This window comes from Pseudomonas vranovensis DSM 16006 (assembly GCF_000425805.1).
In the GTDB taxonomy this organism is placed as follows: domain Bacteria; phylum Pseudomonadota; class Gammaproteobacteria; order Pseudomonadales; family Pseudomonadaceae; genus Aquipseudomonas; species Aquipseudomonas vranovensis.
The window spans coordinates 121,054-143,079 of record NZ_KE384454.1 but is presented as its reverse complement, the minus strand read 5'-3'; the positions used below and the strand labels follow the sequence as shown (position 1 = coordinate 143,079).

Annotated in this window: 21 protein-coding genes and 1 riboswitch; of the genes, 11 read left to right on the top strand and 10 right to left on the bottom strand. The window is 63.6% G+C overall.

Annotated features, from left to right (window positions below; translation table 11 throughout):
* Positions 1-170: 170 nt before the first annotated feature.
* The gene (locus H621_RS0120160) at positions 171-776 is read right to left on the bottom strand and encodes a lytic transglycosylase domain-containing protein (RefSeq protein ID WP_028945105.1); all 606 of its coding nucleotides are present in this window, start codon (positions 774-776) and stop codon (positions 171-173) included.
* Between the two features lie 176 nt (positions 777-952).
* On the opposite strand from H621_RS0120160, the gene gspG reads away from it, so the two are divergent.
* The 4 genes from gspG (at position 953) to H621_RS0120140 (ending at position 4,122) form a co-directional block, all read left to right on the top strand.
* Positions 953-1,375 (top strand): type II secretion system major pseudopilin GspG, encoded by a 423-nt coding sequence (gene gspG, locus H621_RS0120155; RefSeq protein WP_028945104.1) that lies wholly within the window; start codon positions 953-955, stop codon positions 1,373-1,375.
* Between the two features lie 15 nt (positions 1,376-1,390).
* Entirely contained in the window at positions 1,391-2,578 is a 1,188-nt protein-coding gene (locus tag H621_RS0120150; RefSeq protein ID WP_028945103.1) for a type II secretion system F family protein, read from the top strand.
* Between the two features lie 39 nt (positions 2,579-2,617).
* Positions 2,618-2,732, top strand: a riboswitch (TPP riboswitch).
* Between the two features lie 79 nt (positions 2,733-2,811).
* Positions 2,812-3,459 carry a TenA family protein gene (locus tag H621_RS0120145; protein WP_028945102.1) on the top strand — a complete coding sequence of 216 codons (648 nt, stop codon included), beginning with the start codon at positions 2,812-2,814 and terminating at the stop codon, positions 3,457-3,459.
* A 3-nt stretch (positions 3,460-3,462) separates the two neighbouring features.
* The gene (locus tag H621_RS0120140) at positions 3,463-4,122 is read left to right on the top strand and encodes a TenA family protein (RefSeq protein ID WP_028945101.1); all 660 of its coding nucleotides are present in this window, start codon (positions 3,463-3,465) and stop codon (positions 4,120-4,122) included.
* 23 nt (positions 4,123-4,145) lie between these two features.
* On the opposite strand, the gene H621_RS0120135 is transcribed toward H621_RS0120140, so the two are convergent.
* The 7 genes from H621_RS0120135 to H621_RS0120105 form a co-directional block, all read right to left on the bottom strand.
* Positions 4,146-5,156, bottom strand: coding sequence for a YeiH family protein (locus tag H621_RS0120135; RefSeq protein WP_028945100.1), 1,011 nt, complete (start codon positions 5,154-5,156; stop codon positions 4,146-4,148).
* Positions 5,153-5,479, bottom strand: a complete 327-nt coding sequence (locus H621_RS0120130) for a Rieske (2Fe-2S) protein (protein ID WP_028945099.1) — start codon at positions 5,477-5,479, stop codon at positions 5,153-5,155. The genes H621_RS0120135 and H621_RS0120130 overlap by 4 nt, the downstream gene beginning before the upstream one ends.
* Positions 5,476-6,126: a DsbA family oxidoreductase gene (locus tag H621_RS0120125; RefSeq protein ID WP_028945098.1), complete on the bottom strand. Its 651-nt coding sequence runs from the start codon at positions 6,124-6,126 to the stop codon at positions 5,476-5,478. Before H621_RS0120125 ends, H621_RS0120130 begins: the two co-directional genes overlap by 4 nt.
* A complete protein-coding gene (locus H621_RS0120120) occupies positions 6,123-7,439 on the bottom strand; it encodes an MFS transporter (RefSeq protein ID WP_028945097.1) in 1,317 nt (438 codons plus the stop codon). Before H621_RS0120120 ends, H621_RS0120125 begins: the two co-directional genes overlap by 4 nt.
* 108 nt (positions 7,440-7,547) lie before the next feature.
* Positions 7,548-8,600, bottom strand: coding sequence for a beta-keto acid cleavage family enzyme (locus H621_RS0120115; protein WP_028945096.1), 1,053 nt, complete (start codon positions 8,598-8,600; stop codon positions 7,548-7,550).
* Positions 8,601-8,658: 58 nt separating this feature from the next.
* Positions 8,659-9,507, bottom strand: coding sequence for a TauD/TfdA dioxygenase family protein (locus tag H621_RS0120110; protein ID WP_028945095.1), 849 nt, complete (start codon positions 9,505-9,507; stop codon positions 8,659-8,661).
* 12 nt (positions 9,508-9,519) lie between these two features.
* Entirely contained in the window at positions 9,520-10,500 is a 981-nt protein-coding gene (locus H621_RS0120105; RefSeq protein WP_028945094.1) for a quinone oxidoreductase family protein, read from the bottom strand.
* A 195-nt stretch (positions 10,501-10,695) separates the two neighbouring features.
* Between H621_RS0120105 and pdxR the strand changes: the two genes are divergently transcribed.
* The 3 genes from pdxR (at position 10,696) to H621_RS0120090 (ending at position 14,669) form a co-directional block, all read left to right on the top strand.
* Positions 10,696-12,195, top strand: coding sequence for a MocR-like pyridoxine biosynthesis transcription factor PdxR (gene pdxR / locus H621_RS0120100; RefSeq protein ID WP_028945093.1), 1,500 nt, complete (start codon positions 10,696-10,698; stop codon positions 12,193-12,195).
* A 112-nt stretch (positions 12,196-12,307) separates the two neighbouring features.
* A complete protein-coding gene (locus H621_RS0120095) occupies positions 12,308-13,369 on the top strand; it encodes a TIM barrel protein (RefSeq protein ID WP_028945092.1) in 1,062 nt (353 codons plus the stop codon).
* Between the two features lie 31 nt (positions 13,370-13,400).
* Positions 13,401-14,669 carry an MFS transporter gene (locus tag H621_RS0120090; RefSeq protein ID WP_028945091.1) on the top strand — a complete coding sequence of 423 codons (1,269 nt, stop codon included), beginning with the start codon at positions 13,401-13,403 and terminating at the stop codon, positions 14,667-14,669.
* A gap of 62 nt (positions 14,670-14,731) precedes the next feature.
* Here H621_RS0120090 and H621_RS0120085 read toward each other — a convergent pair whose 3' ends face one another.
* Together H621_RS0120085 and H621_RS0120080 are read right to left on the bottom strand one after the other, a co-directional pair.
* Positions 14,732-16,633, bottom strand: coding sequence for a potassium transporter Kup (locus H621_RS0120085; RefSeq protein ID WP_051270640.1), 1,902 nt, complete (start codon positions 16,631-16,633; stop codon positions 14,732-14,734).
* A 144-nt stretch (positions 16,634-16,777) separates the two neighbouring features.
* Positions 16,778-17,701: a LysR family transcriptional regulator gene (locus tag H621_RS0120080; protein ID WP_028945089.1), complete on the bottom strand. Its 924-nt coding sequence runs from the start codon at positions 17,699-17,701 to the stop codon at positions 16,778-16,780.
* A 130-nt stretch (positions 17,702-17,831) separates the two neighbouring features.
* On the opposite strand from H621_RS0120080, the gene H621_RS0120075 reads away from it, so the two are divergent.
* The 4 genes from H621_RS0120075 (at position 17,832) to H621_RS0120060 (ending at position 21,987) form a co-directional block, all read left to right on the top strand.
* Positions 17,832-18,995, top strand: coding sequence for an acyl-CoA dehydrogenase family protein (locus tag H621_RS0120075; protein WP_028945088.1), 1,164 nt, complete (start codon positions 17,832-17,834; stop codon positions 18,993-18,995).
* Positions 18,996-19,078: 83 nt separating this feature from the next.
* On the top strand, positions 19,079-20,281 hold the full coding sequence (locus H621_RS0120070) for a CaiB/BaiF CoA transferase family protein (RefSeq protein WP_028945087.1): 1,203 nt from the start codon (positions 19,079-19,081) through the stop codon (positions 20,279-20,281).
* Positions 20,282-20,320: 39 nt separating this feature from the next.
* Positions 20,321-21,169, top strand: a complete 849-nt coding sequence (locus H621_RS0120065; RefSeq protein WP_028945086.1) for an HTD2 family dehydratase — start codon at positions 20,321-20,323, stop codon at positions 21,167-21,169.
* On the top strand, positions 21,166-21,987 hold the full coding sequence (locus H621_RS0120060; RefSeq protein WP_028945085.1) for an HpcH/HpaI aldolase/citrate lyase family protein: 822 nt from the start codon (positions 21,166-21,168) through the stop codon (positions 21,985-21,987). The genes H621_RS0120065 and H621_RS0120060 overlap by 4 nt, the downstream gene beginning before the upstream one ends.
* Positions 21,988-22,026: the final 39 nt, after the last annotated feature.

Below are 22,026 nucleotides of genomic sequence, written 5' to 3'. Positions count from 1 at the left end.
CTGGGGAGGCTTGAGCAAGGGCCGTGCCAGATGGTTTTTTGGTTAAATATCAAAAAGTTGTAGCCCGTACTGAATCCTGATTGGGGGGGATTCCCCGGTATTCCCCACTAAACGGGGGTAACCCTTATCGCGGGGCAGTCCCGCTCCCACCCTTGCCCCGCGATAAGCCCTCACAGCGGCGCATCCATGGCCAGGCCCTGCAACCGCCGGTACTGGCGCAACACCTTGGGCACGTAGCGCTGGGTCTCGGCATACGGTGGCACCACCCGCCCGCGGCGCATCACCGCATCGGGCCCGGCGTTGTAAGCAGCCACCGCCAGGGTGATGTCGTTGTCAAAGAGGGTGAGCATGCGCTTCAAGTAGCGCGCCCCGCCCTGCACGTTGGAGGCCGGGTCCAGGGCGTTCTTGACGCCCAGCTCCTTGGCGGTGTCGGGCATCAGTTGCATCAGGCCCACCGCGCCACTGGCCGACCGGGCATTGGGGTCGTAGCGCGATTCGGCCTGGATCACCGCATGCAGCAGGGCTTCGGGCAGGTCGTTGGCCTTGGCCGCCGCCGCGACCACCTTGGCATAAGGCATGCCGGTGATCAGTTGCGCCTGGCCGCTACTGGCCAGGCTTGCCCCAGGTTCGCTGATCACCCGTTCGTACTGGCGTCCAGGCCGGTGGACATTGGACAGCACGTAGCTGCCATCTGCCTTGATCGAGATGTAGACATCGGCCTGGACCGGGCTGGTCGATGCCAGCCAGACAAACATTCCTGCAGTGAGCCAGCGCATGCTGCCGCCCTCCCCGTTGCGTCCCCCGAAAAGTGGGGCATATGCCCCGATTGCCGAGGCTTTTATCCACTGACGCAAGCACTGTGCCGCCTTGCCGTGCCCGTGGCGCAAAGGCTTGGCGCAGACGCGCACGGCATTTGCATGAGGCCTTGCAGACGCACAATGGAGGGCTGGTCATGCACAACAAGAAACGCGCACAACAGGGGTTCACCCTGCTCGAACTGCTGGTCGTGCTGGTGGTGCTGGGGTTGTTGGCGGGGATCGTCGCGCCCAAGTATTTCAGCCAGTTGGGACGCTCCGAGGCCAAGGTGGCCCGGGCGCAAATCGAAGGCCTGGGCAAGGCCCTGGACCTGTATCGACTGGAGGTGGGGCATTACCCCAATTCCGAGCAAGGCCTGAACGCACTGGTGGCTGCCCCCAGCGACGAAACCCGCTGGTCTGGCCCTTACTTGCAGAAAAAAGTCCCGCAGGACCCGTGGGGCCGCAACTACATCTACCGCCAGCCTGGCGAGAATGGCGAGTACGACCTGCTGTCGATGGGCAAGGACGGCCAACCCGGTGGCGAAGGTGAAAACGCCGAGATCACCAGCTGGCAGTAAGCGGAGGAACGCCCCATGCGCTACGAGCTCAAGGCACTGGGCAAGGCTGGCGTGGTCTTGCTGACGCTGGACGCCCAGGACGCCGGACAAGCCCGGCAACAGGCCGAGCAACAAGGCCTGCGGGTGGTCAGCGTGCGCAGTTGCGAGCGTTTCGCCAAGCTGCGCTGGCGGCGTGGCGAGGCGTTCGACCTGGTGCTGTTCAGCCAGGAACTGACCACCCTGCTCAACGCCGGCCTGCCACTGATCGACGCCCTGGAAAGCCTGGCCGAGAAAGAGTCGGCGCCCCAGGCCCGCAAGACCCTGGGCGAGTTGGTGCGCCTGTTGTACGAAGGCAAGTCGTTCTCCCAGTCGTTGGCGCAGTTGCCGAGTGTGTTCCCGCCGCTCTACGTCGCCCTGGTGCAGTCCAGCGAAAAGACCGGTGCCCTGGGGGATGCCCTGGGGCGCTATGTTGCCTATCGCCAACGCATGGACGAAGTACGCCAGAAGATCATCAGCGCCTCGATCTACCCGCTGTTGCTGCTGTTGGTCGGCGGTGGCGTCGTACTGTTCCTGCTCGGCTATGTGGTGCCACGCTTCAGCCTGGTGTTCGAGGGCCTGGGTACCGAGCTGCCCTGGCTGTCGCGGTTGTTGATGCAGGCCGGGATGTTCCTGCATGCCCACCAGGCACCGCTGGGCATCGGTTTTGTCGCAACGCTGGTGGGAATGTTCGTGCTGCGCCGCGACCCGCGGGTGCGGCGTTGGCTCAACCGTCAGCTCGAACGCCTGCCGGCCCTGCACCGGCGCCTGGTGATGTATGAACTGGCACGGTTCTACCGCTCGTTGGGGATTCTGCTGCAGGGCGGCATCCCGATCCTGACGGCCATGCAAATGGCCCGTGGCCTGCTCGGGGCGGCTGCCAGCCAGCGCCTGGAGCAGGCCTGCGAACGGGTACGCGAAGGGTTGTCGCTGTCGGCGGCGCTGGAGGCCGGGCAACTGGTGACACCAGTGTCGCTGCGCTTGCTGCGCGCCGGTGAGCAATCGGGCAACCTGGGGCAGATGATGGAGCGCAGCGCCGACTTCTACGACGAAGAGATCGGCCGTTGGATCGAGTGGTTCGTACGCCTGTTCGAGCCGTTGCTGATGACCTTCATCGGGCTGTTGATCGGCTTTATCGTGATCTTGATGTACATGCCGATTTTCGAGCTGGCCTCGAGCATCCACTAGCGGGCAACGTGACATTCCTGTGCGCTTGCTGTATAGATTCGGCCCACCAAGGGGAGCCCGGCAACGGGCTGAGAAACCGCTGGCGCAAGCAGCGCGGTGACCCTACGAACCTGATCCGGATCATGCCGGCGGAGGGATGGGGATAGCCAACCTGCCTTTTTGCCGGTCTCACTGCGAGGCCGCCCATGTCTGAAACAATCGGTCTCGCTGTCGCCATCAATGAGGACAGCAGGATGACCGAACGCTTTACCGACACCCTTCGCCACCAGAGCGAACCGCGCTGGACCCAGTCCATCGAACATCGTTTCGTCAACGAACTGATGGCCGGCACCCTGGACGATGCCGTCATGGTCAACTACCTGATCCAGGACCATCGCTTCATCGACAGCTTTCTGACCCTGCTGGGGGCCGCCATTGCCAGTGCCGACACCTTCGAGGCGCGCATTCGCCTGGGCCGCTTTACCGGGGTGATTTCGGGGGAAGAGAACACCTATTTCCTGCGTGCCTTCGAGGCGCTCGGCGTCAGCGAGGCTCAACGCCTGGAGGCACCGGATTCGGTGCCCACCGCAGGCTTCAAGGCAATCATGCAGGAAGCGGCTGCCACCCGCTCTTACGCCGCCGCCCTGGCGGTGCTCAATGTTGCCGAAGGCCTGTACCTGGACTGGGCACTGCGTGCGCCCAGGGAACTGCCACCGCGCTTTGAACATGCCGAGTGGATCACCCTGCACGACAACCCGGATTTCCAGGCCTTCGTCGCCTTCCTGCGCGCCGAGCTCGACCGTGTAGGCCCTGCCCATGAGCAGCTCAGCAGCGACTTCTTCCTGCGCGCCGTCGCGCTGGAACAAGCCTTTTTCGACGCCGCCTACGACCTCAAGGGGTAACGCATGGACATTTTCGAGCGCCTCAAGCAGGCCGCAGCCGCCGACTGGAACAGCTACGTCGACCACGACTTCGTCCGCCAGATGGGCGCGGGCACTCTGGCCCAGCCAGCCTTTCGCAAGTACCTGGTGCAGGACTACCTGTTCCTGATCCAGTTCGCCCGCTCCTGGGCCCTTGCCGCCTACAAGAGTCGCACCCTGGCCGACATTCGCTCGGCCCAGGCGGGGCTGGCGGCCATTCTCGACGAAACCGAACTGCATGTGCGCCTGTGCCAGCGCTGGGGCCTGTCACCTGAAGCGCTTGCTGCCACACCGGAACACCAGGCGACGGTGGCCTACACCCGTTTCGTCCTGGACTGCGGTGCGGCAGGCGACCTGCTCGACCTGCATGTGGCACTGGCCCCCTGCGTCATCGGCTATGCCGAAATCGGTCGCAATTTAAGCCCCGAGGGGGCCGAGGCCCTGGTCGATCACCCGTACCGCGAGTGGATCGGCGAATACGCCGGTGCCGGCTATCAGGCGGTTGCGACGGCTGCCCGGGCGCACCTGGACGACCTGGCCTCACGGGCCATGACCGAGCGTCGGTTCGAGGAGCTGGTGAAAGTCTTCGCCCAGGCCTCGCGCCTGGAGGCCGACTTCTGGCAGATGGGCCTGGACGCCCAGTAGCAAGGCAAGCCCCGCATTGGGGGCTACAACCCCCAATGCATCAGGGCCAGTACCAGCACGACCAGAAATACCGTCTCCCCCACCATCAAGGCAATGGGTTTGATGCCCACCTTGGCCAGTTCCTTGAGCTGGGTCTTCATCCCCAGCGCACTGATCGCCACCACCAGGCACCAGCGCGACAGGTCGTTGACCCCGCCCTGCACCAGCGCTGGCACCCAACCGGTACTGTTCAGGCACGCCAACAGCACAAACCCTACCGCGAACCAGGGCAACAGCGGCGGCCGCTGACCACTGGCATCGTCCCCGGCGCGCCGGGTGATCATCGCCGCCACCACGATCACCGGCAGCAACATCGCCACCCGCATCAATTTCACCACCGTGGCCACATCGCCGGTCTCGGTGGACATGCTGTAGCCAGCCCCCACCACCTGCGCCACATCGTGGATAGTGGCGCCCAGGAACACCCCGGCCTGCGGTGGCGACAACTGCAGCCAGTCAGCGATCATGGGGTACAGGATCATCGCCAGGGTCGACAGCGCCGATACGCCGATCACCGTAAACAGCGTGGCATGTTCCTTCTGCTTGTGCGCAGGCAGCGCCGCCGCCAGTGCCAGTGCCGCCGACGCTCCGCAGATGGCGGTCGCACCGCCGGTCAACATGCCGAACAGCCGATTGAACCCCATGGCCTTGGCGACCACCATCGACACGCCAATGGTCACCACCACGATAATGATGACCAGTGCCACCGGCTTCCAGCCAAGGCTGGCAATCTGCTCCAGGGTAATACGCATGCCCAGCAACGCGACCCCAATGCGCAATACCGTGCGTGCGGTGAACTCGATACCGGCCTTGCAGCGCCCGTCTGCCGCGAGAAAGTTCAGGGCCATCCCCAGCAACAGGGCAAACAGCATCACCGGTGCGTCGTAATGTTCACTCAGAAAACTCGCCGCCGCCGCCGCGATCAGGCTGACGATAAAGCCCGGCGCCAGCTCCCGCGCACGGTGGTTGACGGTGGCAATTGCGATTGTGCTCATTGGCCAGGCTCCTGGGCATCCAACACGATGTACACCTGCTCACCCAGGCGTTCGACCGGGTAGCTCGGCACTTTGAGCGCCGTGGAATTGAGCAGGTAGCCGCTGGCCAGATCGAAGCGCAGGCCATGGGCGCAGCACTGGATCACCCGCCCGTCCAGACGCCCGCCGCACAACGAAGCACCCTGGTGCGGGCAACTGTCGTCAATGGCGTACAGGGTGTCGGCGACGTTGAACAACGCCAGGCTCCTGCCCTCGAATTCCACCAGCGCGCGACTGTCGCGTGCTGGCACCTTGTGGGCGGGCACGGGGTATCGAAGCGTCATGCTGCAGCCTCTGCCAGGGACTCGCGCATCACCTCAAGCAACACCTCCACAGGTTGGGCGCCAGACACCACACGGCGCTGGTTGAAACTGAAGCACGGCACACCGCTGGCCGGCGCCGGGCTGGCACTGGTGAACGGTGTACCCTCACCGCGCAGGCAGTCGGCAACCTGTGCCGGCATCAGCCCGCAGCCCTCGGCAATGCCCAGCAAAGTGGCGCGATTGCCCAGGTCCTTGCCTTGGTGAAAGTAGGCGGCAAACAGTTGATCGAGCAGCGCCTCTACCTGAGTCGGGTTGCCCAGGGCCACGGCGCGCTCCAGCAACCGGTGAGCATCGGCGGTGTTGGGCATGCGGCTGATGCGGGAAAAGTCGATGTGCGCACCCGCTGCGCTGGCCGCCACCCGTACCTGCGCCTGGCGGTGACGCACTGCCTGCTCGCTGCCCAGGCGCTCACGATAGAACGCCTCGAACGGCAGGCCATCTGCAGGCATGTGCGGCAACAGCTGCACGCCCCGCCAGCGCAAGTTGACCTGTAGCCGGGGTTGCTCGGCGTGCAGTTGCGCCAGCGCACGCTCAAGGTGGCGCTGGCCGATCAGGCACCAGGGGCAGATAAAATCGAAAAATACATCGATGGACAACACAGGCTTCACGGTTTCAACTCCTGGGCCACGCCTGGCTCTGCCACCTGAGGGTCTTGCAGGCGAGCCATGTCGTTGTGGTAGTGGCGTTTGGCAATAAAGAACACGGCAGCCGCGCCGATACTGATCAGCGGCACCAGCTGGAAGGCTGCGTGCAGGCCGATCACGTCGGAGACGCGGCCGGTAATCAAAGGCCCGGTGGCCAGGCCCAACAGGTTGTTGGCCAAGGTCAGGGTGGCGAACGCGGTGCCATGCACCGAGTAATGGGTCAGGTTGGCAACCATGGCACTGGATGGCCCGTTGGTGCCGGCGGCAATCATCATCCCCAGGCAGATCAGTACCAGTTGCGCGGTGCCCGAGGGCAATGCAAAGGCCAGCGACAGCAACAGGCAACTGCCCAGGCAATAGCCAATGGCCAGGCTGATCTTGCGGTCCGGGCGCTGACGCCCCAGGCGGTCGCAGAGCATGCCGCAGAGAATGATGCCAATGCCGCTGCACAGCACGATGATGGCCGCCACGGCGCCAGCCTTGTCAGTGCCCATGTCGTAGTAGCGGTTCAGGTAGCTGGGCATCCAGACGATCACCGTACCGCCCACGAACAGCTGCAGCCCGCTGGCCACATAGGCGGCAATCACCGAACGGCTGCCATACAGGGTGTGCAGCGGTCGGGCGACCTTGCAGGCGGCTGCGGCGGCGCGCTTGGGGGCGATCTTGGCTTCCTTGACGATCAGCGGGTACAACACGGCCAGCAACAGGCCGAACGCCGCCATGCCGGCAAATGCCCAGCGCCAGCCAAAATGCTGGGCCATCACTCCGCCCAGCGCCATGCCCAGCACCGAGCCGAACATGCCTCCGGCCATGAACGCACCGGCCAGCGTTGCACGCATGTCGCGGGGGAATACCGCCACCACCACGGCGATGCCGACACTGCCATAGGCCGCTTCACCGACACCTACCAGGAAACGGGCAATGAACATTTGCTGGTAGTTTTCCGCCAAGGCGCAACCCAGGGTCGCCAGGCTCCAGAGCACAGCCATCAGCACCAGGCTCCTGATCCGGCCAAAGCGGTCGGCCAGCAACGACAGCGGAAAGGTCAAAAGCCCCACCATCAGGGCAACAATGCCGCTGAGCAAGCCCAACTGACTGTCGGTCAGGGTCCATTCGCTCTTGAGCAGCGGAAAAACGGCGTTCAGTACCTGACGCGACATGTAGTCGGAGATCAGCAGGCCGAAGGTCAAGGCAAAGACAATCCAGGCATAACGCCGCGGAATGCCACGTGAAGTGTCGGCACCATCATCTGTGGCGCTGGCGATATAGGCGGCCATGCTGCCTCCTCTGGTTGTCTGGCGTAAATCTTGTTGTTATTGAAAAGCCTGACTGATAACGCTGTAACGGACGGGTCGGCGCCTGTCGGGCGCGCCGACCCTGGTCCATCAGGCGCGCTGGGGTACGCCTTTCTGGCCCGGCAGGCGGTTAGGCGCCATGCCGTTGGCCTTGAGGGTTTCCTCGATGCTGCGGTACTGCTCGCCAATGCGGTAAATGGCACGGGCTTCCTTGCCGTTGGCGATTTCGCGGCCCAGCTCGTGGGCAACACGCACGGTTTGCTGGATCTGTTGCACCGAGCCGAAGCGCTTGCCGTGCTGGTCGATAATGGTGTCTTCGTTGCCACAGCGTGGGTGCAGGCCCATCGCCAGGGCCATGGTGTTGAACGGCAGCACGTTCTTGAGCAGCGATTCGGCGGTCAAGGTGCAGCCATTGGGCGCGCGGTGGATGAAGTTGAAGAAGTTGAACGGGTTGGGGCCGTCGAAGCCGCCGCCGATGCCAATCCAGGTCAGGTTCAGCGGGCCCATGTAGTCGCCCCGGCGCACGATGCGCTCAAGGGTTTCCAGGGCATGCATGCCGGTGAGCTGGAAGTGCGGCTGAATGTTGCTCGCGGTCAGGCGGCGCAGGTGTTCGCGTACCCAGGCAGGCCCGGCCGGTACGGTCATTTCGCTGTAGGCGGCCTGGATCGCCGGATTGGCCAGCGAGGTGCCCTCCAGGTACTCCGGGTACAGCAGCTCCATGATATTCATTTGCGTGGTGTTGATTGCCACCGTGACCTGGTCGGGCTTGGGCGTCAGGTCGGCGAGCATGTGGCGGGTGTCGTCGGACAGCCACTTGGCGGCTTCGCCATCGCTTTCCGGGGCGAACGAGATCGAACCGCCCACCTGAATGATCATCTCAGGTACCGCTTCACGCACGCCGGCAATCAGTTCGTTGAATTTGGACAGGCGCTTGGAGCCCTTGCCGTCGAGTTCACGTACGTGCAGGTGGAGTACGGTGGCACCGGCCTCGTAGCAATCGACCGCTTTTTGAACTTGTTCATCCATGGTCAGCGGAATGTCTTCGGGAAAGTCCTCAGGCATCCATTCCGGGCCGTACGGGGCGACGGTGATCACCACCTTTTCCATGTTTTCCGGGTGCAACGAATCATCGAAGAATTGCATGCTGTCATCCTCAGTCTTGTTATTGTCTTTTGTCCGCCGTGGGGCGGATCGGTAATGCTCAGAAGGTACGGTCGCCCTTGATCCCGGCGCGTTCCATCTTGCGGTGGCATGGCGGGTAGTCCATGACCGCGTAATGCTGGGTACTGCGGTTGTCCCAGATGGCGATGCTGTTGGGCTTCCAGCGCCAGCGCACCTGATACTCGGGCAGGTAGGCCTGGCTGATCAGGTAGCGCAACAGGTCCGAGGCACCGGGGTTGGCGTCCTGGCCGAAACGCACCCGTTGCGGGGTGTGGTAGTTGCTGAAATGAGTGGTGAAGGCGTTGACGAACAACACCTGTTCGCCGGTTTCAGGGTGGGTGCGCACCACCGGGTGCTCGGCATCGGGGTACTGGGCCTTGAGCGCCAGGCGCTTTTCCATCGGCATCGCGGCGCCGAAACTGGCCTCGATGCTGTGGCGAGCGCGCAGGCCTTCAATTTTCTGTTTTATGTCATCGGGGAGGTTCTGGTAGGCCAGCACCATGTTCGCCCACAGGGTGTCGCCCCCCACCGGCGGGCACTCCACGCAGCGCAACACGCAGCCCATCGGCGGCGCCTCGCGCCAGGTGGCGTCGGTGTGCCACGCGTTTTCATAGCGATCGACCGGCTGGTCGGGACGCTTGTAGATCTGCACCAGGCCCGGGTGCTCCGGGTCGCTACCGGCCACCGGGTGGTCCTCCAGGTCGCCAAAGCGCCGGGCGAAGGCCACATGTTCGGCACGGGTGATGTTCTGGTCACGCAAGAACAGCACGCGGTGCTTGAGCAGTTGTTCACGCAACTGGTCGAACAGGCCATCGTCGTGGACCGCATCCGCCAGGTTTACACCGGTCACTTCAGCACCGATGGCGCAAGTCAGTTGTTCGATGTGCATGTGTTGCCCTCTTCAGATGACGAAGATCGAGGAGCCGGTGGTTTTGCGCGCTTCCAGGTCTCGGTGCGCCTGGACGGCGTCCTGGAGGGCGTAGTGTTGGTTGATCTCGATCTTGATCCGGCCGCTGCTGACATGGTCGAACAACTCGCCGGCCAGGTCGGCCTTCTCGGCGGGGTCGGCGATATAGTCGGCCAGTGCCGGACGCGTCAGGTGCAAGGAGCCCTTCATCGCCAGGATCTGCGGGTCGAACGGCGGGATGGTGCCGGAGGCAGTGCCCACGCAGACCATCAGGCCGCGGCGCTTGAGCGAGTCGAGCGAGGCCATGAACGTGTTTTTGCCAACGCTGTCGAACACCACGTTGGCGCCCACCCCGTCCGTCAGCTCGCGCACGCGCGCAGCCACGTCTTCATGGCTGTAGTTGATGGTGTGGGTGCAACCATGGGCCTTGGCCACTTCCGCCTTGGCTTCGGTGGACACGGTACCGATCACATTCACGCCGAGCAGTTTGGCCCACTGCGAAACGATCAGGCCGACGCCGCCAGCAGCGGCGTGCAGCAGCACGGTATCGCCGGGCTTGAAGTCGTACAGGCGGCGCATCAGGTAGGCCGAGGTGAGGCCACGCATGGTCATGGCTGCGGCGGTTTCAAAAGCGATGGTCTCGGGCAGTTTGATCAGCGCGGCGGCAGGGATCAGGCGCTCGGTGCAGTAGGCACCCAGGGTGTTGAGAAAACCGGTGTAGGTCACACGATCACCGACGGCCACCTGGGTCACGCCCTCACCTACTGCCTGCACCACGCCCGAGGCTTCGACACCCATGCCGTTGGGCATCGGAATCGGGTAGGTGCCGTTGCGAAAGTAGGTATCGGCGTAGTTCAGGCCCACAGCCACCTGGCGCAACCGGACCTGGCCCGGGCCGGGCTCGCCGACCTCGGCGTCCTCATAGCGCAGCACCTCGGGACCACCGGTTTGATAAAAACGTACGACTTTGGCCATGCATGTCACTCCAATCATCGATCTGGACGCAGTGCGTCAGTTCAGGTTGATTGGACTCTAAGCCCTACGCTTGCGAGGTGCTTCGCATCGGACGACACACTGTTTTCATTTGATGACAACCCAGCCGCCAGTGGCCGCCCGCAAGGCTTTCTCGTACGATGATCAGGCCCTCTTCACCTTGCCAACGAGTCCCGAATGAAGTCCCCCGCCGGTTTGCTGCTTTCAGGTATTGAGCTCGATCGCGACAGCACCACCCCGCTTTATCGCCAGCTGTACCTGCAGATCCGCAAGCAGATTCTCACCGGGCGCCTGCAAGGGGGCATCCGCCTGCCGTCCACGCGCACCTTGAGCCAGGAACTGAACCTTTCGCGCATCACCCTGCTCAACGCCTTCGACCAGTTGATTGCCGAGGGCTTCCTGGTGTCACGTACCGGAGCCGGTACCTATGTGGGCGATGAGTGGGAGCGCGCAGGCGGAACCGAGCCGCAGCCGCCTGTGCCACCGAAGCTGTCGGCGTTGAGCCAGTCGATGCTGTCGCTGCGCAGCGATCACTTTCGCGGGGTGTCCTATGCCCATTGCGGCACCGACACCCCGACCTCGTTCCTGCCCAGCCATGGCGCCTTCGAGGCCTTTCCCCAGGCGGTGTGGAAGCGCCTGCTGAGCCGCCATGCGCAGAAGCCGAGCAAGGCGCTGCTGGGCTATGGCGAGCTGCAGGGGCTACTGGACCTGCGCCGGGCCATCGCCGAGTACGTGTTCGACGCCCGTGGCATCGACTGCAGTGCCGAGCAGGTGGTGATCGTCTCCGGCGCGCAGCAGGCCTTCAATCTGTTGGCGATGCTGCTGCTCAATCCGCACGACCCGGTGTGGATGGAGGACCCGGGCCACATTGCCGCGCGCATAGCCTTCCAGGCCCATGGCTGCCGGGTGGTACCGGTACGCATCGACGACCAGGGCATTGATGTGCAGCAAGGCATTGCCGACTGCGCCGATGCCCGCCTTGCCTTCACGACCCCGTCCCGCCAGCATCCCTTGGGCGTGACCCTGAGCCACAGCCGGCGCCTGGAACTGATCGACTGGGCAGCAAGCCATGAGCGCTGGATCATCGAAGACGACTGCGACAGCGAACTGCGCTACAGCGGTCGCCAATTGCCGGCGCTGTATGCCATGGACCAAACCGATCGGGTGATCTATGTCGGCACATTCAGCAAGGTGCTGTTCCCGTCCCTGCGCCTGGGCTATGTGATTCTACCAAAGCCCCTGGTCGAACCCTTCTGCACCATCCGCGCTGTCATGGACCGCAGCCCGCCCACCCTGCTGCAGGCGGTAACGGCGGACTTCATGTGCGAAGGCCACTTCATCGGCCACATACGCCGCATGCGTGTACTGTATCAAGCCCGCCAGCAGTGCTTGGTGGATACCCTCAAGCGAGAGCTGGGCGGGCTCTTGCGAATTGCCCCGGTAGAAGCCGGCATGCACTTGATCGCCTGGCTACCGCCGCACCTGGACGATCAACTGGTCGCCCGGCAATTGGCCGAGCAAGGTGTTCACACCTATGCCTTGAGCGACTACTGCCTGCAGCGGTACCTGCCGCCCGCCCTGCTGATCGGCTTTGCCGGTACCCCCCAGGTCGAGGCCCCGGCCAAGGTTCGGGCCCTGGCCCAGGCGCTGCGGGCCCTGGGGCACCTGAAGCCGTAACCGTTTTGCAGTGGCCTTAACATTCGATTCGTAATGGATCTATCGAGCGATCCTCGCCGGCGCGATAAAGAACGCGCCGGTAGAACCGGTGCCCGCACCAGGAACGACTCGAATGAATGCTATCCAAGAACGCTTCACCCGGTTGCTCGATAACAAGACCAAAGGCGCTGCAGCGCCGGTGCTGTTGACCCGCGAACTGGCCGCACGCCTGCTCGAACGCCTCGATCAGGTTCGCCTGTTCGCCCATGCCTACCCCTTGTTGACCAACCTCACCCATGGTCGCCTGACGCCCTTCGACCTCCTCGACTTTGCCTATCGCCACGAACTGGCGGGGCTGAGCCTGCATATGCTCGACGGTGAGCACAACAGCCTGTCGCAGATGAGTGCCGAGCAGTTGGGCGCCTTTGCCGAGAAGGCCCAGGCGTTGCAGCTGGCTGTTCACCTTGAGCTGAGCAGCACCCTCAAGGCCGATGTCGATGCCGCGATCGCCGTGGCCAAGGCCATCGGTACCCGCAACATCCGCGTCTATTCGCGCTACGAAGGCCCGCTGTCGCAGGTGATGGAGCGGATCGCCGGCGACCTTCAATACCTCGCCCAGCAGGCCGATGCCCACGACCTTTACTTTGATTTCGAGCAGCACGAGGAGCTCAAGAGCGACGAAATCGCCCAACTGCTGAGCCAGGCCAACCACCCGCGCCTGCACGCCCTGTTCGACTTCGGCAACATGATCAATGCCTGCGAGCAACCCTTGCAGGCCTTGGCGCACCTGGCCCCGCACATTCGCCAGACCCACCTCAAGGGTGTTCGCGTGGTAGCCGAGGTCCAGGGCTTTGGCCACTACGGGGTACTGCAAGGCAGCGCCGAAGACGACCTGCCCAGCCCGCGCATGTTGTTCGAACTGCTGATGCTCGGGGAACGCGAACCACAAGTGATCGCCTTCATCCTCGAACAGGAAAACCACTACGTCGCCCCGGCATTTCGCCAACTGCACGAGCCGGCCGACCCGTTCATTGCCTACCGGGAAATGAGCGACACCCCCCTGCCCGAAGGCTTCACCCTCGAACAGATGCTGGCCGGCGAACAGCGCTGGGCCAACAACCAGGTCAGCTATGTGAAGGGCCTGCTGGCCGAATTGCGCACGCTGGCCGAACTTGCCCTGGCCACCTCCGCCTGAGCGCCCTACCCATCACGCCTGGAGAACAACAATGAGCACTCAAGACAAGGCCAAATGGTTCAAATTCCTGATACTGATCCTCGGTGGCGGCACCATCTACAAGCTGGCAAACCTCAAGGACGCGTTCTATGTCCCCATGCAGGAATTCATGGGGCTGTCGCACACTGAAATCGGCCTGCTGCTCAGTGCCAACGCCATCATCGCCACCGGGCTGTTCGTGGTCGGCGGTGTGCTGGCCGACCGCTTCGACACCCGCAAGCTGATTCCCCTGGGCCTGCTGGGCACCGGTGCGCTGGGCCTGTACCTGGCCACCTTCCCGCCCTTCAACAGCCTGATGATCGTGTTTTGCCTGCTGGCGGTATGCGCCGACTGCATCTACTGGCCGGCGTTGCTCAAGGCGGTACGTGGCCTGGGCGACGACAAGGAACAAGGCCGCCTGTTCGGCCTGCTGGAAGGCGGTCGCGGGGTGATCGACACGCTGGTGGCATTCTCGGCCCTGGGTGTGTTCATTGCCATGGGTGCTGCCGAGGCCGGCCTGAAGGCGGCAATTGTCTTCTACTCGGTCATCGACATTGCTGCCGGCGTACTGACCTGGTTCCTGCTCAAAGGCGCTCAGCCTGCACAGGCCACCACCCTGAAGAACCCAGCAGCCAACCTGATGCAGGCCGTCAAGGTCCCGGCAATCTGGCTGGTGAGTTTCAACGTGTTCATGGTCTACATCGTGTATTGCGGGCTGACCTACTTCATCCCCTACCTCAAGGAGGTCTACGGCCTGCCGGTCGCGCTGGTGGGGGCCTACGGCATCATCAACCAGTACATGCTCAAGATCCTCGGTGGCCCGGCGGGCGGCTTCCTGGCCGACAAGCAATTCAAGAGCCCCAGCCGTTACCTGAAATGGGCGTTCCTGGCGTTGCTGCCGATGATGGCGATGATCCTCCTGGTGCCCAAGAGTCCTGGCTACATCTATGCCGGCATGGCCGCGACCCTGTCGTTTGCCTTCATCGTGTTCTCCATGCGTGGCGTGTTCTGGGCGCCCATGGGCGAAGTCGGCATCGCTGCGCACATCACCGGCTCAGCCTTTGGCATTGGTTGCCTGATCGGCTATGCGCCGGGCATGTTCGCCTATGTCGGCTATGGCGCCATCCTTGACCGGTTTCCCGGGCCACAGGGCTACAACTACGTTTTCATCAGCATGATGGTGCTGGCGGTGATCGGCTTTGTCGTGGCCAGCCGGCTGCATCGGTTGGTACGCAACACCGCTCAGGTGGCAGGTGGTGAAGCCCAGGCTGCGGCGGGTTAAGTCAATCCATCGCGGGGCAAGCCCGCTCCCACCCGTCCGGCAGGAGCGGGCTTGCCCCGCGATCACATTTCCACCTGCGTCCCCAGCTCGATCACCCGGTTGAGCGGCAGGTTGAAATAGCGAAGATTGCTGTTGGCATTCTTCAGCAAGAACGCAAACAAGCCTTCCCGCCACCGCGCCATGCCCATGCGCTTGGTGGCAATCACCGTCTCGCGGCTCAAGAAGTACGTGGTGCCCATGGGACTGAAATCAAGCGCCGGCAAATGACACAGCTGCAGCGCCGCCGGCACATCCGGCTCCTCGATAAAGCCGAAGTTCAAATTCACCCGGTAGAAGCCCTCCCCGAAACCCTGCACTTCAAAACGCTGGGCCAGCGGCACCCGCGGCCGGTCCTGGGACACCACGGTCAACAACACCACCCGTTCATGCAATACCTGGTTGTGCAGCAAGTTGTGCAACAACGCATGGGGCACCGCATCCGCCCGGGCGGTCAGGAACACCGCCGTCCCCTGCACCCGGTGCGGCGGCTGCGCGGCGATGCTGGCAATGAACAACGGCAACGGCAGCGCCGACTCATCCAGCCGTTCGACGATCATCTTGCGCCCGCGCTTCCAGGTGGTCATCAGGATGAACAAGCCGATACCGGCGATCACCGGGAACGCACCACCCTGGAAGATTTTCGGCGCGTTGGCGGCGAAATACAGGCTGTCGACCAACAAGAAACCCAGCAGCAACGGCACCGCCAGCCAGCGCGGGGTCTTCCACGCCAACAGCACCACGGCCGCCGACAGCAAGGTAGTGATCAACATGGTGCCGGTCACCGCCACACCATAGGCGGCCGCCAGGGCGCCGGAGGATTCAAAGCCGATCACCAGCAGCACCACGCCAACCATCAACGCCCAGTTCACCGTGCCGATGTAGATCTGCCCCTGCTCCTGGCTCGACGTGTGCTGGATGAACATGCGTGGCACATAGCCGAGCTGGATGGCCTGGCGGGTCAGGGAAAACGCCCCGGAAATCACCGCCTGGGAGGCGATGATGGTGGCCAGGGTCGACAGCCCGATCATCGGCACCAGCGCCCAGCCCGGCGCCAGCAGGTAGAACGGGTTGCGCACAGCCTCCGGATTGCCGAGGATCAATGCGCCCTGGCCGAAGTAGTTGAGCACCAACCCTGGCAGCACCAGCAGGATCCAGGCCCGGGCAATGGGCTTGCGGCCAAAGTGGCCCATATCGGCATACAGCGCCTCGGCGCCGGTCAAGGCCAGCACCACGGCACCCAGAATGGCGACGCCAATACCTGGGTGGACCACGAAGAACTGCACTGCCCAGGCCGGGTTCAGCGCTTGCAACACTTCCGGGCGCTGGACAATGCCGTGGATACCCAACGCCCCCAGCACGGTGAACCACAGCACCATCACCGGGCCGAACAATATGCCGATGCGCGCCGTGCCGTGTTTCTGGATCAGGAACAGGCCCACCAGCACCACCAGCGCAATCGGCACCACCCAATGCTCGATGCCGTCGAAGGCTAGTTGGAACCCCTCGACCGCCGACAATACCGAGATCGCCGGGGTAATCATGCTGTCGCCATAGAACAGCGCGGCGCCGAACAGTCCCAGCAGTACCAGTACCCGGCTCAGCCGCGGATACGGCGCCGCAGCGCGCCGTGCCAGTGCGGTCAGGGCCATGATGCCGCCCTCGCCCTGGTTGTCGGCACGCAGCACGAACAACACGTACTTGACGGTCACTACCCAGATCAACGACCAGAACACCAGCGACAGAATCCCCAGTACCCCGTCATGGTTGGCCTGCACGCCATAGTGGCCGGCGAAGACTTCCTTGAGGGTGTACAGCGGGCTGGTGCCAATGTCGCCGTAGACCACGCCGACGGCGGCGACGAGCAAGCTGATTGACGAGGTTTTTGCAGGGTTCAGGGGCGTTGCGTGGGAAGCAGATGAGCTCACGGTAAGCGGTCTCGAACACAGAGGGCCTGGACACCGCTGCCCGGCACCGGGTTTCGATGCGCAAGCAGTCAGGACATTACGCCGCCAGTATCCTTGCAAGCGCTGGCGGGCGGCGTAAAAAGTCCGTAAAAAATGCCTGTCGCCCTACAGCATGTGCCCTGCCCAGATATGCCGTTCGACCAGGTCGGCGGCAATTTCGGTGAAGGCCTGGCCGACGAATTTAGCCGCCGGGCTGACCCTCCGATCTGCCGGGAACACTTGTACGAGCTTGCGCATCGGAGTCGGGTCGACCAGCGGAGCAGCGCACAGGCTGCCGCTCTGCAGGTGGGCATAGATCGAAGCCAGGGGCAGCACGGTCAGGCCGAAGCCATTGCGTACCAGGTCGACCATCGCCGCAAAGGAATCGGCCTCAAGGCTGGTACGCAAGGTAATGCCGGCCTTGCGTGCGCACTCATCGACGATCAACCGCAGCCCGTGGCGCGCACTGGGCAGTACCAGCTCGTGCGCTTGCAGTTGCGCAAAGGCGACCGGCATGTCCAGGTGCAGGCCCGCCTGCGGCGGGCCGACCAGAATCAGGTTTTCCATCATCACCGGGACAATACGCAAGGTGTGCAGCGGCGGTGGGTCGTAGGAGATGGCGAGCTCCAGCTCTCCGCGCTGCAGCCAGTCCAGCAGATAGCCGCTGTAGGCCGAGGAAAAGCGGATACCCAGGTGGGGCTGCGCTTCACGCATTTTGCGCACCCAGGGTACGGTCGCGATTTCGGCCACCGTTGGCGTGGTGCCGACCACAACAGTGCTGCGAAACAGCGTACCGCCACCCGCCACAGTGCTGCGGATCGACTCCATCTCTTCCATGATCCGCGTGGCATGGGCCAGCACCTCGCGGCCCATCTCGGTGATTTGCATGCCACGCCCATGGCGCTCGAACAAGTAGCCGCCCAGCTCCTGCTCCAACTGGCGAATCTGCCGGCTGAGGGCAGGCTGGGCGATATGCAGGCGATCAGCCGCCTTGCTCAGACTGCCGAGCTCGGCGACGTGGATCAGTGTCTTGAGTTGAACGACATCCATAGAAACACCACCCCGGAATTATCGATGAGCTATGCCCAACCAGCATACCTCAAAGACAAAAAAGGTAGTCGTGCTCCCCTCCTCGCCTGGGCAGAATCACTGCATCCGTATCCCGGCGAGTCCAATGACCATGACCGATCGCAATCACGAAGCACTCAATGCCATCCGCGAAGGCGTGCGCGCGCTGTGTGCCGATTTTCCTGCCGAATACTGGCGCAAGATCGATGAACGCAAAGGCTTCCCCGAGGCCTTCGTCAGCGCCATGACCACCGCCGGCTGGCTGTCGGCAATGATCCCCGAGGCCTATGGCGGTTCCGGCCTGGGCCTGGCCGAGGCCTCGGTGATCCTGGAAGAGGTCAACCGCTGCGGTGGCAACTCCGGCACCATCCACGGCCAGATGTACAACATGTTCACCTTGCTGCGCCACGGCAGTGACGAGCAGAAGCGCTACTACCTGCCCAAGCTCGCCAGTGGCGAACTGCGCCTGCAGTCGATGGGGGTCACCGAGCCGACCACCGGAACCGACACCACCAAGATCAAGACCACCGCCGTGCGCCAGGGCGACGACTACCTGATCAATGGCCAGAAGGTGTGGATCTCGCGGGTCCAGCATTCGGACCTGATGATCCTGCTGGCGCGCACCACGCCCCTGGCGGAGGTCAAGAAGAAGTCCGAAGGCATGTCGATCTTCCTGGTCGACCTGCGCGAAGCCATCGGCAACGGCCTGACCGTGCAGCCCATCGCCAACATGGTCAACCACGAAACCAACGAGCTGTTCTTCGACAACCTGCGCATTCCGGCCAGCAGCCTGATCGGTGAAGAAGGCAAAGGCTTCAAGTACATCCTCGATGGCCTCAACGCCGAACGCACCCTGATCGCCGCCGAATGCATCGGCGATGGCCGCTGGTTCATCGAGAAGTCCAGCCACTACGCCCGTGACCGCGTTGTGTTCGGCCGGCCCATCGGCCAGAACCAGGGCGTGCAGTTCCCGATAGCCGAAGCGCATATCGAGATCGAAGCGGCCGACCTGATGCGCTGGCGCGCCTGTGAGGAGTACGACAGCGGCAAGAACGCCGGCGCCGCGGCCAACATGGCCAAGTACCTGGCCGCCAAGGCCAGTTGGGAGGCGGCCAACGCCTGCCTGCAGACCCACGGCGGCTTCGGTTTTGCCAATGAATACGACGTCGAGCGCAAGTTTCGTGAGACCCGCCTGTACCAGGTCGCGCCGATTTCCACCAACCTGATCCTGTCGTACGTGGCCGAACACCTGCTGGAGTTGCCACGTTCGTTCTAGGTTTAGCTGGATCACCGCACCGCACCGCACCGCATCGCATCGTGCGGTGCCCCGGAATGCGCCATGACAAGAGAGACAACAGCATGAGCCAGCCCACACGCCCTCGCCCGCTGGACGGTATCACGGTCATCAGCCTCGAACATGCCATTGCCGCGCCCTTCTGTACCCGCCAGCTTGCCGACCTTGGCGCCCGCGTCATCAAGGTCGAGCGCCCCGGTGTGGGTGACTTTGCTCGTGGTTACGACCAACGAGTCCAGGGCCTGGCCTCGCACTTCGTGTGGACCAATCGCTCAAAACAGAGCTTGACCCTGGACCTCAAGCAACCGGTCGCGACCGAGGTGCTGGACACCCTGCTCGCCGACGCCGATGTTCTGGTGCAGAACCTTGCCCCTGGCGCCGCCGCGCGCCTGGGCCTGTCGTTCGAGGCATTGCACGCGCGCTTCCCGCGCTTGATCGTGTGTGACATTTCCGGCTATGGCAAAGGTGGGCCCTACGAACAGAAAAAAGCCTATGACCTGTTGATCCAGAGCGAGGGTGGCTTTTTGTCGGTGACCGGCGGCCCGGAGCAATCGCAGATGGCCAAGGCCGGTTGCTCGATCGCCGACATCGCAGCCGGCATGTACGCCTACACCGGGATCCTCAGTGCCCTGCTGTTGCGAGAGAAAACCGGCGAAGGCAGCCACGTGGACGTGTCGATGCTCGAAAGCCTGGTCGAATGGATGAGCTTTCCGCTGTACTACGCCTATGCCGGTGCCTGCGCGCCGGTGCGCGCCGGCGCGGCCCACGCCACCATCTACCCCTACGGGCCGTTCCCGACGGGCGATGGCAACACGGTGATGCTGGGCGTGCAGAACGAACGGGAATGGCAACAGTTCTGCGTCAACGTGCTGCATCAGCCAGCATTGGCGAATGATGAGCGATTCAACACCAACGTCAAGCGAGTGGAAAACCGTGCGGCGCTGCGCGACCTGATTGTGCAGGCCTTTGCCAGCCTGAGCCTTGGCGCCGTCACCGAGCGACTCGAGCAGGCACAGATCGCCAACGCCCAGGTCAACGACATGCAGGGGGTGTGGGACCATCCGCAGTTGCAGGCCCGTGAACGCTGGACCCAGGTCGACACGCCTGCCGGCCCCATTCCCGGCCTGTTGCCGCCGGTTACCAGCAATGCCTATGCACCGCGCATGGACCCGGTCCCGGGGCTTGGCGAACACACCGATCAGGTACTGGCAGGCCTGGGCTGGTCGGCCGAGCGGATTGGCCAGTTACGCGCACGTGGGGTGGTATGACCTTGCCCCCCTCGCCCCGCCACCGTGAAGGAGCCCACCATGAACGCACCTGATTACTCGACCTGGGTTGGCCGCATCGAAGAAAGCCGCGACCAGCTCAGCCATAACCTGGTCAAGCGCATCGCGGCCACCCTGGGCGAGGCGGCACCCAACCCTGGGGAGGCCCTGCCGCTGCTCTGGCACTGGGCATTCTTCCAGGAACCCGTGGCCGAGGCCGGGCTTGGCCCCGATGGTCATCCCGCACTGGGTGGTTTCCTGCCGCCCGCCTACAACCGCCAACGCATGTGGGCAGGCAGCCGCTTGAGCTTCCATCGGCCGCTGCGGGTCGACGCCCAGGTCGAGCGCATCTCCACCCTGCTCAAGGTCGAGGAAAAGCACGGACGTACGGGCTCGCTGTTGTTCGTCACGGTCCGCCACGAGTTCTACCAGAACGGTGATTGCGCCCTTGTCGATGAACAGGACATCGTCTACCGCGAACCCTCGCCGCCGAAACTGGGCAACACCGACGTGCTGATGGTCGGCCAATGGCAAGAAACCATCGAGCCCGACGCCACCCTGCTGTTTCGCTATTCGGCGGTCACCTTCAACGGTCATCGCATCCATTACGACTGGCCCTATGTCACCGAGACCGAAGGCTATCCGGGGCTGGTGGTACATGGCCCGCTGATAGCGACCTTGAGCCTGCGTGCCTTCCAGCGCGCCCATCCACAAGCCACAGTCAAAGGCTTCAGTTTTCGCGGGGTGCGCCCACTGATTTCACCCCAGCCGTTCCAGGTCGTCGGCCAACTGACGGCACCAGGAAAAGCCCTGCTCCAGGCGGGGAACCAGGACGGCACTGCCCAGGTGGGCGAAGTCACCTATACCTATATAGAAGGAGGTGCGCAATGACCCCGGCGGTTGTCCGCAGTGCCCTGTTCGTGCCCGCCACCCGCCCGGAACGCATCCCCAAGGCCCTTGCCAGTGGCGCCGACAGGGTTATCGTCGACCTTGAAGACGCCGTCGAGGAGTCCCTCAAGGATCAGGCCCGCGACAACCTGCAGCGCTTCCTGCAGGCGCATCCTGGCGTCCAGGTGCTGGTACGGGTCAACGCACCCGAGCACCGGGCGCACGCCGTGGATCTTGCCTTGTGCCGGCGCTACGCCGAAGTCAGCGGCATCGTACTGCCCAAGGCCGAGTCACCCGCTCAGGTGCTCCAGGCCACGGCGACCGGCAAGCCGGTCGTGCCGATCATCGAAAGCGCCCGGGGCCTGGCGGCGCTACCGGCCATTGCCGGCACTACGGGGGTCGAGCGCCTGGCCTTCGGCAGCCTCGATCTTGCCCTGGACCTGAACCTGCGCAACGGCAGCCCCGGCGCCGAACGGCTGCTGGACCAGGCCCGCTATGCGGTCCTGCTGCACACCCGTGTCGCTGGCCTGGCCCCTGCCCTGGACGGCGTCTTCCCCACTCTCCAGGACACTGCCGGCCTTAACCTGGCAGCACAGACTGCCCGTGACATGGGTTTTGGCGGTGCCCTGTGTATTCACCCAAGCCAGGTCGCAGTGATTCACGCCGCCTTGCGGCCTAGCGATGAGGCATTGGACTGGGCAAGGCGCGTACTGCAAGCGGCGCACCACACTGACGGTGCTTTTGCCCTGGACGGCCAGATGGTCGATGCACCGGTGATCGCACGTGCCCGCTCGCTACTCGAACAGGCGGGTGACGTCTGAATCGCGTACGCCAAAGACTACGCACGCCGTCGTAACAAC

What these genes read in the sequence shown, in the direction of transcription:
- H621_RS0120160 (WP_028945105.1), bottom strand. Translation starts at nt 776, where the DNA reads ATGCGCTGGCTCACTGCAGGAATGTTTGTCTGGCTGGCATCGACCAGC.
- gspG (WP_028945104.1), top strand. Translation starts at nt 953, where the DNA reads ATGCACAACAAGAAACGCGCACAACAGGGGTTCACCCTGCTCGAACTG.
- H621_RS0120150 (WP_028945103.1), top strand. Translation starts at nt 1,391, where the DNA reads ATGCGCTACGAGCTCAAGGCACTGGGCAAGGCTGGCGTGGTCTTGCTG.
- H621_RS0120145 (WP_028945102.1), top strand. Translation starts at nt 2,812, where the DNA reads ATGACCGAACGCTTTACCGACACCCTTCGCCACCAGAGCGAACCGCGC.
- H621_RS0120140 (WP_028945101.1), top strand. Translation starts at nt 3,463, where the DNA reads ATGGACATTTTCGAGCGCCTCAAGCAGGCCGCAGCCGCCGACTGGAAC.
- H621_RS0120135 (WP_028945100.1), bottom strand. Translation starts at nt 5,156, where the DNA reads ATGAGCACAATCGCAATTGCCACCGTCAACCACCGTGCGCGGGAGCTG.
- H621_RS0120130 (WP_028945099.1), bottom strand. Translation starts at nt 5,479, where the DNA reads ATGACGCTTCGATACCCCGTGCCCGCCCACAAGGTGCCAGCACGCGAC.
- H621_RS0120120 (WP_028945097.1), bottom strand. Translation starts at nt 7,439, where the DNA reads ATGGCCGCCTATATCGCCAGCGCCACAGATGATGGTGCCGACACTTCA.
- H621_RS0120115 (WP_028945096.1), bottom strand. Translation starts at nt 8,600, where the DNA reads ATGCAATTCTTCGATGATTCGTTGCACCCGGAAAACATGGAAAAGGTG.
- H621_RS0120110 (WP_028945095.1), bottom strand. Translation starts at nt 9,507, where the DNA reads ATGCACATCGAACAACTGACTTGCGCCATCGGTGCTGAAGTGACCGGT.
- H621_RS0120105 (WP_028945094.1), bottom strand. Translation starts at nt 10,500, where the DNA reads ATGGCCAAAGTCGTACGTTTTTATCAAACCGGTGGTCCCGAGGTGCTG.
- pdxR (WP_028945093.1), top strand. Translation starts at nt 10,696, where the DNA reads ATGAAGTCCCCCGCCGGTTTGCTGCTTTCAGGTATTGAGCTCGATCGC.
- H621_RS0120095 (WP_028945092.1), top strand. Translation starts at nt 12,308, where the DNA reads ATGAATGCTATCCAAGAACGCTTCACCCGGTTGCTCGATAACAAGACC.
- H621_RS0120090 (WP_028945091.1), top strand. Translation starts at nt 13,401, where the DNA reads ATGAGCACTCAAGACAAGGCCAAATGGTTCAAATTCCTGATACTGATC.
- H621_RS0120080 (WP_028945089.1), bottom strand. Translation starts at nt 17,701, where the DNA reads ATGGATGTCGTTCAACTCAAGACACTGATCCACGTCGCCGAGCTCGGC.
- H621_RS0120075 (WP_028945088.1), top strand. Translation starts at nt 17,832, where the DNA reads ATGACCGATCGCAATCACGAAGCACTCAATGCCATCCGCGAAGGCGTG.
- H621_RS0120070 (WP_028945087.1), top strand. Translation starts at nt 19,079, where the DNA reads ATGAGCCAGCCCACACGCCCTCGCCCGCTGGACGGTATCACGGTCATC.
- H621_RS0120065 (WP_028945086.1), top strand. Translation starts at nt 20,321, where the DNA reads ATGAACGCACCTGATTACTCGACCTGGGTTGGCCGCATCGAAGAAAGC.
- H621_RS0120060 (WP_028945085.1), top strand. Translation starts at nt 21,166, where the DNA reads ATGACCCCGGCGGTTGTCCGCAGTGCCCTGTTCGTGCCCGCCACCCGC.